Below are 15,510 nucleotides of genomic sequence, written 5' to 3'. Positions count from 1 at the left end.
AGACGACAGATGCCGAATATCGCCAAAGGACTCGTCTACCTTCTGATCGCCGTCTTGGTCGTCACCCAGCTATACCCGCTTATCTGGCTCGCGCTCTATTCGCTGAAGACGAACGAGGAGATTCTAAGCGGCCAATTCTTCGCCCTGCCCGCTAAGTGGCAATGGCACAATTACGTTGAAGCGTATACCAACGGGAGCTATATCAAGTATTTGGGCAACAGCGTCATCATTACCGCCGTTACGCTGATCTGCGTCATCGTGCTCAGCGCAATGGTCGCCTACGCCATCACCCGCTTCAAATTCCGGTTCGGCCCAGCGGTCATGCTGGTGTTCCTCGTCGGCATGATGATTCCGATGCAGTCGACGCTGCTGCCGCTGATGAAGATCTTCAGTCCGCTGGAGTTGATCAACACACGCTGGGCGCTGATTCTGCCATACGTGGCATTCCAGCTCCCCATCGCCATCTTCATTCTGAGCGGCTTCATGCGCTCCATCCCGACCGAGATGGAAGAGTCGGCACATATCGACGGGGCGAACGTCTATCGCATCTTCCGTTCGATTATACTCCCCATCTCCATCCCGCCGGTCATGACCGTCTGTATTCTGACCTTCATCACGATCTGGAACGAATATATCATGGCCGCGACGTTCATCTCGTCCGACAGGCTGAAGACGCTCCCGTTCGGCATCTACTCGTTCGTCAGCCAGTACAGCGTCAACTACGGCGATATCGGCGCCTACATGGTAATGGGCGCGGCTCCTGTCATTCTGATATACTTTGTCTTGTCCAGCCGGATTACCAAGGGCATGGTAGCCGGAGCCGTCAAAGGATAATTCGCCGCAGAAGGGGAAGTCAGCCGTGGCACGGGGCCAGCAATCGATTAACTCCTGGTTGTTCTTGCTATTCGTCTTCTGCATGACCGGCATTCTACTGCTTATAAGCCTCTTATTCTATAATCGAACAACCGAACAATATCATCAGAAGATTGCCGCCTTGACGCAGAAGAACGTCTCGCAGACCGACGCGCTGTTCGATCTTCTGCTGAAGGGCTACGACAGTCTGTCCAAATCGATCAGCACGAACATGGACATTATCCGGCTTATCCAAGAGAAGCCGGATAATCCGGCTGTCGACTTCATTAACGAGCGCTCGGTCACGAACATGATCGGCGCTATTTACTATTCCAGAGACGATATCATCGGCATCCATCTCTTGAGCGCCACCGGCAAGATCTACAGCTACGGCAACGCTATGAGCGTCGTCGATCCGGAGTTCGCCAAGACGGAATCATTCGAGAAGGTAAATGAGGCGGCCGGCAAAATATCGTGGATCGGCGTATCGGAACACTCTATCATCGACAAGAACGAATCCCGGCCGGTATTCGCCTTCGGCCGTCTCATGTACGATCTGAACGAGCATACGCCGATCGGTATCCTGCTCATCGAAGTGGAGCCCCAACTGATCCTCGATGCGATGGATAACCTGAAGCTCGGCGCGCATAGCGAGATCTACCTGCAGTCCGACCAAGGCATCGTCCTCGCTTCTTCGGAGCCGGGCGTCAGAGAGATTCCGAAGATGATGCGCGGCCTGCCGGCCCCCGAGAACGAGCAGGATATCGTCACGCAGGATCTGGAGGAGCAACTCATCATCGCCTCCAAGCTTCCGTTCGGCGGCTGGACGATCTGGAGCCGGACGCCGAACGCCGATCTCGATGTCGAGCTGGACCAGACGAAGCGATTCCTGTTCATTGCCGTGCCGGCGCTGATCCTGCTCTCCGCGCTGATCGCATCGCTCGTCTCGCGAACGATCTCCTCCCCGCTGAAGCGAATGATCCGCGAGATGAAGAAGGTCGAGAGCGGCGACTTCAACGGCACTCTTAATGTGACGTCGTATCGGGAGATCAATCAGTTGACCGCCTCCTTCAACCGAATGGTGCTGCGGATCTCCGAGCTGATCGAGCGGGTGAAGGTCTCGTCGGTCAGCGAGAAGAACGCGGAGCTGCACGCGCTGCAGACGCAGGTCAACCCTCATTTTCTATACAATACATTGGACATGATCTACTGGATGTTGGACGAGAAGAAGGATGACCGGCTCGGCGAAGTGGTTCTCTCCCTGTCTCGCATGTTCCGCTACAGCAGCCACTGGGAAGCCGGTATGGAGGTCACCTTGCGGGAAGAGCTCGAGCAGACCGGCCATTACTTAACGATTATCATGACTAGGCTAAGCGGACGCCTGACAGTAAACCTCAATATCGACGAGCGCTGGAAGGACTTCAAGCTGCCGAAGATGACGCTGCAGCCGCTCATCGAGAACGCCGTCAAGCACGGGATTGAGCCGCTCGATCGCCCCGGCGAGCTCCAAGTCTATGCGGAAGCCCACGAACGGCATTGGTCACTCGTCGTGAAGGACAACGGAGCTGGCATGTCCGAAGCTGCGCGGCACGCCCTGACGCTTGCGCTGCAAGGCCGCCGCATGCCCGCAGCGCCGGACGAAGGCTCCTCAAGCGGCAGCAGAGCCGCAGGCATCGGCATCCAGAACCTGCAGAGCCGGCTCCAGCACATGTACGGAGAAGCATACGGCATTCGGGTGGAGAGCGAGCCCGGCTCCGGAACGGCGGTCATTCTCAACCTGCCCTTGCCTAAGGAAGGAGATGCAGCCCATGAACATTCTAATCGTGGACGATGAGAGCATTATACGCGAAGGTGTGCAGCGGACGCTGGAGCAGAGCGGAGCCGGATACGAAGTCTTCGTCGCGGCTACAGCAGATGAAGCAGCTCAATTGATGGATCGGCATCCGATCCACATCGTGCTGACCGATATCCTAATGCCCGGCATGGACGGCCTGGAATTCATGAAGGTGTCGCTGGGGAAATATCCGCATGTCCGATGGGTCGTCATCTCCGCCCACTCCGAATTCACCTACGCCCAGAAGGCGGTACAGCTGGGCGCTCGCGATTATATCCTGAAGCCGATCGGCAAGAAGAATCTGCTGCAGCTGATCCGCTCGCTCGCAGAGGAGATCGGCAAGGAGCGGGCGCTAGGCAAGGAAGAGCAATTCCTCCGCACCAGCCTGAAGTACCTTCGCGAAGCCGTCTTCCAGCGGCTGGCGGCCGGCCTCGACATCGGCAAGCTTGATCTGAGCCGATTCATGGAAGCGCATCCGCGCTTCCATCTCGTGATGGCGACGATGGACGCCGGCAGCAAGAACGTGCATCTGGAGCACTTCATCATCGACAACGTGCTGACGGAGTTAATCGAACGGCACGGCTCGGGCTTCGCGGCCAGCTTCGACCGGCAGAGCGTGCTCGGCCTCGTCACCTTGCGGAAGGACGCTTCGATCGAGATGCTGATTGGCGAGCTCAAGGACCACTTGAAGCATTATTTGAAGATCCCGTTCCAAGTATTCCACTCCGGCGAGTTGGCCGACTTCAAGCAAGTGCCGCAGGCCGTCGGGCAGTTCCGCCAAGCCTCCGCATCCGGCACGTACGTTGCGCTGGATGGCGGAAGAGACAGAGCGATCGATATCGCCCTGCATTTCATCGACACCCACTTCCACGAAGATCTGTCGCTGGAGAAGGTGGCGTCCATCGTCTTCTTGAACCCGGTCTACTTCAGCCAGCTATTCAAGCAGAAGACAGGCCAAGGCTACAAGGAGTACGTCATCTCTCTGCGCATGGAGCAAGCGAAGAAGCTGCTCGCCAACCCCGACCTGAAGCTGGCGGATGTCGCCGAGCGGATCGGCTATCAGGACGTGCGCCACTTCTCGCAAGTGTTCCGCCGAAAGTTCGACATGACGCCGACCGAATTCCGTTCCCGCCCCTCCGTCTGACGAAGAGGCGAGCCGCTGCGCCGAACATGCTATAATCGGAACAAGGCTGCCGAACAAGCGCCTGGTTAGACGTGAAGTCAGGAGGACTGAACATGGAATATGCGACTTTCGCGGGCGGATGCTTCTGGTGTATGGTGTCGCCCTTCGAGGAACAACCGGGCATCCATGGCATCGTATCCGGTTATATGGGCGGCCATACGGAGAATCCGACATATGAGGAAGTAAAGACAGGAACGACGGGCCATCTGGAGGTTGTTCAAATTGCGTTCGATCCCGAGCTCTTCCCTTATGAGAAGCTGCTCGAGCTCTATTGGGTTCAAGTGGATCCTACCGATGACGAGGGGCAATTCCACGACCGCGGCTCCCAGTACCGGACAGCGGTCTTCTGGCACAACGAGCGACAGCGCGAGCTCGCCGAACGCTCCCGCGACGAGCTGGCTGCGAGCGGGCGCTTCGACAAGCCGATCGTGACGGCGATCCGGCCGGCGGAGACGTTCTATCCAGCGGAAGACTATCATCAGGACTACCACCGGAAGAATCCGAAGCATTACAAGGAAGACCGGGAGAAGTCCGGACGAGACGAATTCATCCAGGACCATTGGACTAGATAATTCTAGTGAATATGATGCTTGGTTCCTATATTTAGTAAGATTAAGATCAACTCAGTTTTGCCAAAAGACCGTTTTGCCCATGATATACTTCCCTTCGGACACCAAGACAAACACATCCTGGGAGGTCAATATGACTGCAACTGCAATGAAGCTCTGGAAGAAAATCGTGATTGCCATCGCATGTCTCACCGTATTCGCGGCTGCCGATATCGTCGTGACACCGAACGCTGGACAAGCCTCGGCCGCCACTTTGACGGATAGCCAGAAAGCCGATAAGATCGTGGCATTAGCCAAGTCTCTTAAAGGCAAAGTGAAATATAAGTTCAATGTGAATAACCCGAGCAAGCTTATCTTCGACTGCTCTTCGTTCACCAAGTACGTGTTCGGCAAGTATGGCGTCAGCCTGAAGTGGGGCACGAAGTATCAGAAGAACGCCGGCACCTATGTCGCGAAGAAGAACCTGAAGAAGGGCGACCTGATCTTCTTCAGCTCCCCGAGCGGCACGTCCAAGAAGATTACGCACGTCGGCATCTACATGGGCGACGGCCTGTTCATTCACGATACGATCGGAAGCAACTTCAACGGCATCGCCATCAACAAGCTGAGCGACTACACGAAGCGCTATGTTACGGCGCGCCGCGTGATCTAAGCAAGACTTGAATTGGTGAAACTAAAGTTCGAGTCCCCCGCCGCCGCGGGGGCTCCGGAGCCGGCCTGTCATCCGCGAGATGACGGGCCGGTTTTCTTTGTTGCTTTTTGCGGAAACTCCCGTTCTCGCGATCCATCTCCTGTGCTATCATGAATATTAATGTCATATTCCTTTAATTTCCCATGTCTAGGAGTTGGAACAATGTCTATCAAAGAAGAAGTACACGGCAAGCATATTATCGTACCCGAGAACCCCGTGTCGAGATTTCTGTTCAGCGACACGAGATCCGGCCTGATCTGGCTGGTGATCCGCCTGTATCTCGGCTATGAGTGGATTCATGCCGGCTGGGGAAAGCTGAACAACTCGAAGTGGGTCGGAAGCGAGGCTGGCGTAGGGCTGACGGGCTTCATTAATGGAGCTCTCGGCAAAGCGCAGGACGGCGGAGACGTGACCGGCTGGTACGCGGATTTTCTGGAGAACGCGGTGCTGCCTAACGCGAAGGTGTTCTCCTACTTCGTCGCCTGCGGCGAGTTCTTGGTCGGATTGGGCCTCATTCTCGGCCTGCTGACAGGCGTCGCTGCCTTCTTCGGCGCCTTCATGAACGCCGCCTTCTTGTTCGCTGGGACGTTAAGCTCGAATCCGCTGCTGTTCATTCTCGCCACGTGGCTGGTGCTGGCCTGGAAGGTAGCCGGCTGGTACGGATTGGACCGCTGGGCGCTGCCTATCCTAGGCACGCCATGGAGCTCGCGCCGGCGCAAGCAGACTCCCTAGCACGCGCAAGACGCGCCGCACTCCTTCCAATTACTGCAAGACAAAGACAAGTCCCGCGCTAAGCCGGGACTTGTCTTTGTTCCATATAATAGCTACTTCGGGCCATGCCCCGCTTGTCCCGCGTTGCGGATGACCTGGTTGATCACCTCGGAGAAGACGAGGCCGAACGCGATCGCGCCGGACAGCATGAACACCTCGAACGCCTTCTGCACCGCGATGTCATAGTGGTTCTGCACGACGTTGCGCATGGCGTCGTAAGCGACGCCGCCGGGAACGAGCGGCACAATGCCGGATACGCTGAACAGAATGATCGGCGCTCGGCAGAGCTTCGCCAACAGCTGGCTGAGCACCGTGACGGCGAAGGAAGCGGCCAGCGTCGCCACGATCGGATCGGCTTGCAGGTGCAGCAGCACGACATAAACCGCCCAGCCGGCCATGCCAACCAATCCGCAATAGCAAATGTTGCGGCCGGGCACATTGAAGAGCACGGCGAAGCCCGCCGACGCGACGAAGCTGGTCGCCAGCTGCTCGAGCAGTTCAAGGATCATCCGCCGGCCACCTCCGTTCCGAAGGAGAGCACGATCGCGATGCCGGCCCCGATGGCGAACGCCGTCAGGAACGCTTCGGCTCCCTTGGAGAGTCCGGAGACGAGGTGGCCTGCCATCAGGTCGCGCACTGCATTGGTGATCAAGAGGCCCGGCACGAGCGGCATGAGCGAGCCGATAATCAGCTTGTCCAGATCGCGGCCGACGCCCGTGTGTACCATCAGCCACGAGAGCAGGCCGACCATAATCGAAGCGGTGAACTCCGTGAACAGCTTGATGGGCACATAGCGCGGAATGAGAATTGTCGCGAGGTACCCCGCTCCGCCGGCAGCCATGGCCGGCACGAAGTCGACCCAGCTGCCCTGGAACATAATGAGGAAGCAGCCGCTCGCGACAGCCGCGACGAGCAGCCGAAGCCAGGACGGATAGCCCGCCGAGGAGGCGTCGACCTTGCGCAGCCGTTCATAGGCGGCCTCCGCCGACAGCTCACCGCGGCTGATGCGCCTGGAGATGTCGTTGGCGATCGTCACCTTGCGCAGATCGGTCGAGCGCTCCGAGATACGCATCAGATGCGCCGGCTCGTCCAAGCTCTCGAGCGTGAACATGATGCTGGTCGGCGTCACGGAGCTCTGCGCCCGGGAGACGCCGAACGCTGCCGCGATTCGAATCATCGTGTCTTCGACCCGATACGTCTCGGCTCCGTTCTCCAACATAATCTTGCCGGCCAGCATACATACCTTGGTAATCTGGCCCGGCTCCGGCCTCTCGCGCTGCACGTCATCGATCCCCGCTTCCGCTCCTGTGGTGTCCCACTCTTATCTTCTTAGATTGTAACACGCGCGCGGCAAATAACTAGAGCTTGTCTTCCTCCGACTCCACGAAGCTCTTGAGCGCGGCGAGCTTGTTCTCCCAGAACCGCTCGTAATAGACGAGCCAACGCTGCAGCTCCCGCAGCGGCTCCGGCTCGAGACGGTACCTTGTCTCCCGGCCAACCTTGCGTTCCTTGACGAGGCCCGCGTCCGCGAGAATGCGCAGATGCTTCGACACGGCCGTACGTGTCATCGGATAGTGGCTGCTAATCGCGGTCACGGGCAGCTCCCGCTCGCTCAGCAGCTCCAGCAGGCTGCGCCGGGTCGGGTCGGCGATAGCCTGGAATACGTCGTGCTTCGCAGGCTCCGCTTCCATGCTTATGACTCGACGTACTCGGCGAGCTTCCGGCCGATACCCTTCCAGCCGCCCGCCATATTCTCGCGCACGACAGGATGCGGCTGGCCGAATTCGGTCAGCGTATCCGCGTTCCATCCGTCGTGAATGAGCGTGAATTCCGTCTGGCTGCCCCCGACTTCCTTCAGCTCGAAAGTCAACGTCCAGTCCTTGCCCCAGCGGAAGGAGACGCGGTGCGGCGGATCGACCTCCGTCACCTTGCAGGGGGAACGGCCGAAGGGGCCGGCCTCCAGATGGAATTCATGGCCGACGACAGGCTGGAAGTCGCCCGGCATGAACCAAGCGGCGATGCCTTCCGCGGTGGCGACGGCCGGCCAGACCTTGGCGATCGGCGCGTTCAGCAGCTGCGTCTGCCGGATGGCGGGGAGGGCGTTCGTCGCGCCCGATTCGGACGATGGGGATTGGCTCATTGCTAATCGTGCCTCCTAAAATGGTTGATGGCCTGCGTGAGATACGGGTTATCGATGCTGGATGCGAATCCAATCGGTTTCCTTTCTGAATATACGCAACCAAATGGTTGCACGTCAAGACCCTACTCATGGGAAAAGCCGGTCGGCAGAGGTGGCGCGCATTCATCCGCCTTCTAACCAACCGGCTCCTTGCGCATCCGTCTCGCCCGCCGCTCCTGCCGAGATTGCCGAGATTGCCTGGCCTGCATGCGAAGCGTTCCCCGCATGAACAGCCAGCTAAACAGCGGTGCGCTGCCGACAATGAGCATGAGAATGTTCAGCACGAGCGGCGCGCGGCTGTAGTGCACCGTCACGAGGAAAGCCGCCATCCCGGCGATTCGTCCCGCGTTAAGCGCCAGCTCCCGCACGACGACATATTCAACGCGCTGTCGGGCGCTCTCTTCGCTGCCGCCGATCAAGTCGAAGACGGCTGAAGTCATCGGGATGCCGTACAGCGGATACATCAGCGAAGTCGCGACGCCGAACACGATCATGGTGGAGTAGGTAATGCCGAAGAAGAACAGCACGATGACGAGCGTCATGACGACTGCGCCGGCCAGCATGCCCCAGATTCGCCAGGCTGGCTTCAGCCATCGGCCGACCGCGTAGAATCCGACGAAGGCGACAGCCGACGTAATCAGCGTGTAATTGCCCAGCCGCAGCTCGCTGCCCGTCTGGATGTAGACAAGCAGTCCGATCATCATGCCGAAGACGCTCTCCCGAACGCCTTGAATGATTAGAGCGGCCAATACGGGACGCCAAGACGTACGCGGCACAGACCAGATCCGCCAAGGCAGACGCCAGTCGTACTTCCCTTCCGTCTGCCGGTTGCGCAGCAGCAGCGCTGCCAATACGCCGGCGACGAAGATGCCCAGCGACAGGATGAAGATCGTCCGGTAGCCGCTCTCGGCGGTCATCCGCGAGATCATGAAGCCGGAGAACCACGGCGCGGCCATACCCGCGACCGCTCCCGTCACACCGGCGAGCCCGTTGAACCGGTCCCGGTTGTCGGGATCGGTCACCTCGAAGTAGATCACATTGTACGCGAGCCAGAACAACCCGCTGGCCGTTCCCTGAATGGCGCCAAGCAGCCATATGTAGTCGATGCCGCGAGTCCCCAGAAGCAGGACAAGCGCATAGAAGACTGCCGAGCCGCCGATGCCGAGGCCGAGCACAAGCTTCTTGCGCCCCATCTTCACGGCGCGGCCGGCCAGCCAGAACGTCAGCGCCATGCAGATATGCCCCAGCAGCGTGAACCAAGCGAGCAGAGAGAAGTTCTGGCTTGCCTTCCATATATAGACCCCGAAGAAGGTGCCGGACAGAGCGTTCGCGGTAATGAACAACCCGTTCACCACGAGCAGCAAGCGGTTCTGCTTATCTAACCGTCCGTGCGAACGCGCGGGCGTCTGAGGATTCAGCATAATCGTTACCTCTCGAAGCTTTGGATTCGAATACCGCTATAACCTCCCCTTCTCCGCCGGGAGACATGCCGTTTCCCGCCAAATTAGGCGTTCGCCAATATTTACCCTCGGGGCAGCATCAATTATGAGTAACTATACAAATTATAGTGATTGAGATATACTAAATAACGCCAAAAATATAGACTTAACCAAAGGATTGGAGGACATCATCATGAGCTCTGTCACACCCGAAGTATCGCAAGCCCGCCGCGCGGAGTACCCGGTTGACCCAGCCGTTCTCAACCGCTGGTCGACTCGCGCTTTCCTGAAGAAGGAAGTGCCGGAGACGACACTGCTGAGCGTCTTGGAAGCAGCCCATTGGGCGCCGTCCGCCTTCAATGCGCAGCCTTGGCGCTTCATCGTCGCCCGCACGCCTGAGGAGCGCGAGAAGTTCTTCTCCTTCATCGGAGAGTTTAACCTCGGCTGGTGTTCGCAAGCGCCGGTTCTCATCCTCATCGTATCCAAGACGGTGACAGACAAAGGCGATTTCCCGTCTTACGCTTTTGACGCCGGAGCGGCGTGGGGCATCCTCTCCCTCGAAGCGGTGAAGCAAGGCCTCGCCACTCACGCCATGACCGGCTTCGACTTCGCCAAAGCGCGCGAGACGCTCGGCATCCCGCAGGAATATGCGATTCAAGCGCTGGTTGCCCTCGGCTATCCAGGTCCGAAGGAGAGCCTTCCGCAAGGGCTCCAAGAGCGTGAAGTGCCATCTCCGCGTGTGCCCGTGAAGGAAGTTCTATTCGAAGGAACGTTCGGCCATCCGTTCAAATAAGCTGTTCTCGCGGATCTGAAGACGCCTCAATCGACCCCGGTCGGCTGAGGCGTCTTTGCGCCGGCGCAGCAAGATTCGTTAGATACCGCCCGCGGTACCGTTGACTTTGCGCTCTCGATCCCATACCTTTAATTCAAGATAACAACTGCATTCCCGCAAGCAGAAAGGTGGCCGTTCGATGCCGAACGCAAGCGAGCTAGACCAGGCGCTTCAGCTCTACATCACGCTCTCCCGGGCTAGCCAATGGGTGAACGCCCATGCAGATCGAGACATTAAGCGGTTCGGCATGAATCGCACCGAATTCGGGGTTCTCGAGCTGCTCTACCACAAGGGCTCGCAGCCAATTCAGCAGATCGGCAGCAAGGTGCTCATGAGCAGCGGCAATATTACATACGTCGTTGACAAGCTGGAGCAGAAGCGATTCGTCGTCCGCAAGACATCGACCGAGGATCGGCGTTCAATCTATGCCGAGATTACGGACGAAGGCCGGGCATTCATCGAAGAGGTATTCCCCGGACACGCGCAGGCGATCGCCAAGGCCGTAGCCGGCTTGTCCCCGGAGGAGCAGGCCGCGGCGGCGCGGCTGCTGAAGAAGCTCGGCGTGCAAGCGCAGGCGAGCTACTAATAACGTTTTCGAGAGGGAGCCTTCCGGTTCGCATGCCGTGAATGGAATAGCATCGCAGGCGCAAACTAGGGCTAGCAAAGGAGTGATTCCGTGCAAGCCCTTACTTATCAAGGCATGAGGAACATGCAAGTTCGTCATGTGCCCGATCCTTCCATCGACAAGCCCGACGATGTTCTCGTCCGGATCACGACAACCGCCATCTGCGGCTCGGACCTGCATATCTATAACGGGGAAATTCCGAACATGCCTCACGGCTTCGTCATTGGCCACGAGCCGATGGGCATCGTCGAAGAGACCGGCCCCGAGGTGACTCGCGTCAAGAAGGGCGACCGCGTCATCATCCCGTTCAACGTCTCCTGCGGGAAGTGCTGGTATTGCACACACGAGCTGGAGAGTCAGTGCGACAACTCCAATGAGTTCCTGGAAGGCAATACAGGCGGTTACTTCGGCTATTCCGAGACGTTCGGCGGTTATGCGGGAGGGCAGGCGGAACTGCTTCGCGTTCCTTATGGCAACTTCGTGCCATTCAAGGTGCCGGAGGACGCGGAGCTGGAGGATGAGCAAATCTTGTTCTTGTCCGACATCGTACCCACCGCCTACTGGAGCGTGGACAACGCGGGCGTGAAGCCGGGCGACACGGTGATCGTGCTCGGCTGCGGGCCCGTCGGGCTGCTGACGCAGAAGTTCGCATGGCAGAAGGGCGCGAAGCGCGTCATCGCCGTCGACCATGTGGGCTATCGGCTGGAGCATGCGCGCAGGACCAACCATGTGGAGGTCTTCAACTTCAAGGAGCACGACGGCTTAATCGGTCATCTGCGCGAGATTACCAAGGGCGGCGCCGATGTCGTCATCGATTGCGTGGGACTGGATGCGGACAAGACGGTCGCGGAGAAAATCGAGACGCTGCTCAAGCTGCAAGGCGGCGGGCTCGGCGCATTCCGCATCGCAGTCGACGTCGTGCGCAAGGGCGGCACGATTCAGGTGACCGGCGTCTACGGCTTGAATTACAATCTGTTCCCGTTCGGGGACTTGTTCGCCCACAACATTACCGTGAAGCTCGGCCAAGCGCCGGTCATCCACTACATGCCGGAGCTGTTCCGGCAGATTAAGGCGGGTGAATTCGACCCGACGGACATCATCACGCATCGGATGCCGTTGGCGGATGCGGCGGACGGCTATAAGATTTTCAACGATAAGACGGATGACTGCATCAAGATTGTGCTGAAGCCTTGAATGCGCTGTGATGAATGGCAGAGGCGCCCTCGCGGGCGCCTCTAGCTGTTGAGAACGTCTCGATGCTGCTCTGATCCGATCGCAGCTCATGCAGCTTCATGACAGCGGAAGCCGATTCCGTTATCTGGCCGTAAATATTGCTCGTAGACGCATTAGAGGAACACGGTTCCATTATTCGCGGCATTCATTCGAGTAACTATTTTAAAACTTGGAAAAAACCGTACATCTCGGCACAAGACACTGAGTTTCTGGATAATCTGAGGCGTACATACAGATAAATCACAAGAGCGATAAGGTTCACTCTCCCAGTCTACCGCTCACTCCCGACTCCGCCGTTATACGACGCCAGCCTTCTCCAAGCAGCCCGGGCAGACGCCGGTCAGCTCCATGCGGCAGTCGTCGATCCGGAAGCCGCCTTGCTCGGCCGGCAGATTCCGCGTCCAGTCCGGCGCCTCCGCGTCGAGGTCGAAGATCTCTTCGCACACCTTGCAGACGAAGTGGCAATGGCTGCCGCTGGCCATCCCATAGCGGTGCGTCCGCTGGCCGCGCTCCAGCTCTTCTACGATGCCAAGCTCCTTCAGCGTCTTCAGCGTATTATATACGGTCGCTTGGCTCACGAAGGGGAACTGCTCGTGCATCCTCGCGAAGAGCTGCTCCGCCGTCGGGTGAGACATCGACAGCAGAAGCTTCAGAATCTCCATCCGCTGCGGTGTCATTCTCAGCCCGCGCTCCTTCATATAGTCGACCAGCTCGTCCAGGTTCATAACCTTTACCCCTCTCGCATACGCATAATGGGACAACGGTTGTGCAAGCGCTTTATTTTATAATTACTATTATAGAATATTGACTATCACAAAGTCGCGGCTTAAAGTTAAAATGCATAAAAAATTCCAACACAGAAGCTCCGGCTGATTGAATTAGAATCGACTATTCTAGAATTCGAGGGGAGAATGATGCGAATGAACGGATTCACCACCAACCAAGGCGGCGAGGCGAACGGCTTCAGCCAAGCGGCTCTCGTGTATAACGGCGGTTCCGACGAGCAGAAGGCCGAGTTCGTAGACGACCTGGCGGCCGGCCTCCGATCGGCCGAAGAGATGACGAAGCTGCTCGCTATCTGCAACTACTATCAGGCGGACGCCGAGCTTGGGGAGCGGCTGGCCGATGTGCTGCAGATCAATATCAAGCCTTATCTCGAGCAGCTGGCCCGACTTTAGCGGAACGCAGTTCCATTATTGGCTGAATAGAAGGTCAGCTCTGCAAGATAACGGAACGGTGTTCCGTTATTTGGGCGTTTCTTAGTTAGTTGTTTGTGAGATTGCGGCGAATAGCGGAACGGTGTTCCTTTAATGCGTCTACGAGCAAGTACTAGCCTCGAAATAACGGAACCAGCTTCCGCTATGGCGTGAAGCTGCTTCATCTGCGAGCTTTTCGGATACCGCGACGAAGCCCCGAACCGCTTGAATGCGGCTCGGGGCTTCAATTTGCTACCGAGTTATCGGCTGCTATGCTCCCGCTCTTGATCGTACTGAATCTCGAACGTCGCGCCGAGCGGAACCAGTTCGTACAAGTAGCGATGAATCAGTTCCTTCTCGATCTCCGTCAAAGCGGACGGAGTGTTGACGCTCCAATGGATCAGGCCCGACCACGGATTGTATTCGTTGAAGGCAATTCGTCCGCTGGAGAACATCTCGTTCATGACGCTGACTATCCCCTGCAGGTCGAGGCTTCGATTCATCGCTGCCCGCAGGACGTTGTCGGGAACATCATCAACCCTCGGCACCGCCTCCTCCTGCACCTTCGAGTACTCCTTAACCTTGAAGCAGACGTAAGGCGCCAGATCGGTCGCGGCGAACCGCTTCAGCGCGATCCGATCCTCCTCTTCCAGTCGCAGTTGATCGTTCCAGGCGTAGATGTTGGCCATATGTTTGCCGACGGAGTGGATACGAACATAGCGAATGTGAGGAAAGCGCTTACGAATAAGATTTTCAGACAGTAACCGGGTTCCCACAACATCACCTCATCGGATTCAAATTAGGGATGATTGCGCTTGCAGAAAAGTTGGCGGTTATTCGAATATGTTACTTACTATATTCTCCACCTGATGCATCCAACCCTTCCGATGAGAAAAATCCAGCAGCTGCCCTCTCGGCCCTCGCCCGTTCAAGTAATGGAATGGCCGGTTCCGCTAACCGACTCGTAGAACAGCTTCCTTCTCCGGTCGATGAAGCAGCGGATCGCATGCAGGGCGAACGCCGCGTTCACGAGGAACAAGACGAGCGAACATAGGATAAATAGAATGGCGGATTCCCGAATAGCTCCGATTCGCAAATAGAGCATGTTCAGGCCGCCCAGCAGCCAATAGAGCAACCCGTACCGGACGAACAACTCAGGCAATCGAACCCGTCCGCTCTCGCCCTGAAGCCGAATTCGCACCACCCACTTGCCGAAGGTCTGTCCGTTCATCAGCCAGGGAATGACCATGAAGTAGAGGAAGATCTCGGCCGCGTATGGGAACGGGAACCCCAACATCTTCAGCGCGATGCCGACAGGCGCTAGAATCCACCAATCGATCAGGAAGGCCACGCCTCTTCGCGTGTAGCTCACCCGGTGCTTCGACAGATCCACGAACGCATCCAATCGGTCGATGCGGGGAAGATGTGCCGAGAACCATTCCGCGACGAGATAGCCAAGCAGCCCGCCCGCCGTATTCGACAGGAGATCGTCCACATCGAACTGCCGATAAGGGTAATCGAAGATGCCATAGAGCCCCGAGACTTGCGTGAGCTCGAAGAAGAGCGACAGTCCCAGGGAGCCGTAGAGGCACTTGCGCCAATCCGTTCGGAAATAATGGCGCAGGAACAGCCCGAACGGAACGAAGAGAAGCACATTGAACAGCTCCTGCCACAGCGCCCGTTCCGTCAGCACGCGCCAGTAAGTGAGCGGCTGATCGACGCTGGCCCCGGTCTCCCCCAAGATATCCGCAATGAAGCGCAGAGGCACCCATTGAAATATCGCATCCGCCTTCGGCGGGCTGTTGTGAACGGACGGCGGCATCGGAAGGATGATTAGACAGTACGCATTCATCAAATAGAGCAGCAGCAAGTAGAGGACGAGCGCCCGATACTTATGCAGGTAGCCATGGCGGCGATACTGCACGATCAAGAACGGCACGGTGAAGAGCGCGGCGATCAACGGGAACGAGAGGAAGGCATAGGAGATCGGGTACAAGTAAAACTGCAGCATTAAGCGAAGGCACCTGCCTGACGAAGAAATGGGACGATCCGAAGCGTGATCGTTGCCCTGTTACCTTTTCCCCCGTCTGGTGTGCGTATCCGTAT

At 57.7% G+C, this 15,510-nt stretch carries 18 protein-coding genes; 10 read left to right on the top strand and 8 right to left on the bottom strand.

From position 1 onward, the window contains the following. Nucleotides 1-9 precede the first annotated feature (9 nt). From H4Q31_RS03250 to H4Q31_RS03225, 6 genes are all read left to right on the top strand, one after another. Complete coding sequence (locus H4Q31_RS03250) at nt 10-834, top strand: carbohydrate ABC transporter permease (protein ID WP_185177630.1); 825 nt, start codon at nt 10-12, stop codon at nt 832-834. A 25-nt stretch (nt 835-859) separates the two neighbouring features. Further along, the gene (locus tag H4Q31_RS03245; RefSeq protein ID WP_185177629.1) at nt 860-2,686 is read left to right on the top strand and encodes a cache domain-containing sensor histidine kinase; all 1,827 of its coding nucleotides are present in this window, start codon (nt 860-862) and stop codon (nt 2,684-2,686) included. Beyond that, complete coding sequence (locus H4Q31_RS03240) at nt 2,661-3,830, top strand: response regulator (RefSeq protein ID WP_185177628.1); 1,170 nt, start codon at nt 2,661-2,663, stop codon at nt 3,828-3,830. Before H4Q31_RS03245 ends, H4Q31_RS03240 begins: the two co-directional genes overlap by 26 nt. Nucleotides 3,831-3,922: 92 nt before the next feature. Continuing rightward, nucleotides 3,923-4,441 carry a peptide-methionine (S)-S-oxide reductase MsrA gene (msrA, locus tag H4Q31_RS03235; RefSeq protein ID WP_185177627.1) on the top strand — a complete coding sequence of 173 codons (519 nt, stop codon included), beginning with the start codon at nt 3,923-3,925 and terminating at the stop codon, nt 4,439-4,441. A 130-nt stretch (nt 4,442-4,571) separates the two neighbouring features. Continuing rightward, nucleotides 4,572-5,090, top strand: coding sequence for a C40 family peptidase (locus H4Q31_RS03230; RefSeq protein ID WP_185177626.1), 519 nt, complete (start codon nt 4,572-4,574; stop codon nt 5,088-5,090). 201 nt (nt 5,091-5,291) lie between these two features. Beyond that, nucleotides 5,292-5,861 (top strand): DoxX family membrane protein, encoded by a 570-nt coding sequence (locus tag H4Q31_RS03225; RefSeq protein ID WP_185177625.1) that lies wholly within the window; start codon nt 5,292-5,294, stop codon nt 5,859-5,861. Between the two features lie 92 nt (nt 5,862-5,953). Here H4Q31_RS03225 and H4Q31_RS03220 read toward each other — a convergent pair whose 3' ends face one another. The 5 genes from H4Q31_RS03220 to H4Q31_RS03200 all read right to left on the bottom strand — a co-directional run bounded on the left by H4Q31_RS03220 (nt 5,954) and on the right by H4Q31_RS03200 (nt 9,500). Beyond that, entirely contained in the window at nt 5,954-6,409 is a 456-nt protein-coding gene (locus H4Q31_RS03220; protein ID WP_185177624.1) for a threonine/serine exporter family protein, read from the bottom strand. Further along, nucleotides 6,406-7,182, bottom strand: coding sequence for a threonine/serine exporter family protein (locus H4Q31_RS03215; RefSeq protein ID WP_185177623.1), 777 nt, complete (start codon nt 7,180-7,182; stop codon nt 6,406-6,408). Before H4Q31_RS03215 ends, H4Q31_RS03220 begins: the two co-directional genes overlap by 4 nt. 76 nt (nt 7,183-7,258) lie before the next feature. Beyond that, complete coding sequence (locus tag H4Q31_RS03210; RefSeq protein WP_185177622.1) at nt 7,259-7,591, bottom strand: ArsR/SmtB family transcription factor; 333 nt, start codon at nt 7,589-7,591, stop codon at nt 7,259-7,261. Between the two features lie 2 nt (nt 7,592-7,593). Beyond that, nucleotides 7,594-8,040 (bottom strand): SRPBCC family protein, encoded by a 447-nt coding sequence (locus H4Q31_RS03205; RefSeq protein ID WP_185177621.1) that lies wholly within the window; start codon nt 8,038-8,040, stop codon nt 7,594-7,596. 173 nt (nt 8,041-8,213) lie between these two features. Then, nucleotides 8,214-9,500 carry an MFS transporter gene (locus tag H4Q31_RS03200; protein WP_185177620.1) on the bottom strand — a complete coding sequence of 429 codons (1,287 nt, stop codon included), beginning with the start codon at nt 9,498-9,500 and terminating at the stop codon, nt 8,214-8,216. Nucleotides 9,501-9,711: 211 nt separating this feature from the next. On the opposite strand from H4Q31_RS03200, the gene H4Q31_RS03195 reads away from it, so the two are divergent. From H4Q31_RS03195 to H4Q31_RS03185, 3 genes are all read left to right on the top strand, one after another. Further along, nucleotides 9,712-10,311 carry a nitroreductase family protein gene (locus H4Q31_RS03195; RefSeq protein ID WP_221626715.1) on the top strand — a complete coding sequence of 200 codons (600 nt, stop codon included), beginning with the start codon at nt 9,712-9,714 and terminating at the stop codon, nt 10,309-10,311. Between the two features lie 178 nt (nt 10,312-10,489). After that, nucleotides 10,490-10,936, top strand: coding sequence for a MarR family winged helix-turn-helix transcriptional regulator (locus H4Q31_RS03190; RefSeq protein WP_185177619.1), 447 nt, complete (start codon nt 10,490-10,492; stop codon nt 10,934-10,936). 90 nt (nt 10,937-11,026) lie between these two features. Continuing rightward, nucleotides 11,027-12,169: a zinc-dependent alcohol dehydrogenase gene (locus H4Q31_RS03185; protein ID WP_185177618.1), complete on the top strand. Its 1,143-nt coding sequence runs from the start codon at nt 11,027-11,029 to the stop codon at nt 12,167-12,169. Between the two features lie 335 nt (nt 12,170-12,504). Here H4Q31_RS03185 and H4Q31_RS03180 read toward each other — a convergent pair whose 3' ends face one another. Next, nucleotides 12,505-12,933, bottom strand: coding sequence for a Fur family transcriptional regulator (locus H4Q31_RS03180; protein WP_185177617.1), 429 nt, complete (start codon nt 12,931-12,933; stop codon nt 12,505-12,507). A 195-nt stretch (nt 12,934-13,128) separates the two neighbouring features. Between H4Q31_RS03180 and H4Q31_RS03175 the strand changes: the two genes are divergently transcribed. Continuing rightward, the gene (locus H4Q31_RS03175; protein ID WP_185177616.1) at nt 13,129-13,386 is read left to right on the top strand and encodes a catalase-related domain-containing protein; all 258 of its coding nucleotides are present in this window, start codon (nt 13,129-13,131) and stop codon (nt 13,384-13,386) included. A 278-nt stretch (nt 13,387-13,664) separates the two neighbouring features. On the opposite strand, the gene H4Q31_RS03170 is transcribed toward H4Q31_RS03175, so the two are convergent. Then, nucleotides 13,665-14,093 (bottom strand): hypothetical protein, encoded by a 429-nt coding sequence (locus H4Q31_RS03170; RefSeq protein ID WP_245347507.1) that lies wholly within the window; start codon nt 14,091-14,093, stop codon nt 13,665-13,667. 239 nt (nt 14,094-14,332) lie between these two features. Further along, nucleotides 14,333-15,415, bottom strand: coding sequence for a VanZ family protein (locus H4Q31_RS03165; RefSeq protein WP_185177614.1), 1,083 nt, complete (start codon nt 15,413-15,415; stop codon nt 14,333-14,335). Nucleotides 15,416-15,510 lie beyond the last annotated feature (95 nt).

This window comes from Cohnella lubricantis (genome assembly GCF_014212015.1).
In the GTDB taxonomy this organism is placed as follows: Bacteria; Bacillota; Bacilli; order Paenibacillales; family Paenibacillaceae; genus Cohnella; species Cohnella lubricantis.
The sequence above is the reverse complement of the archived record's forward strand: the minus strand, read 5'-3'. Positions and strand labels throughout refer to the sequence as shown.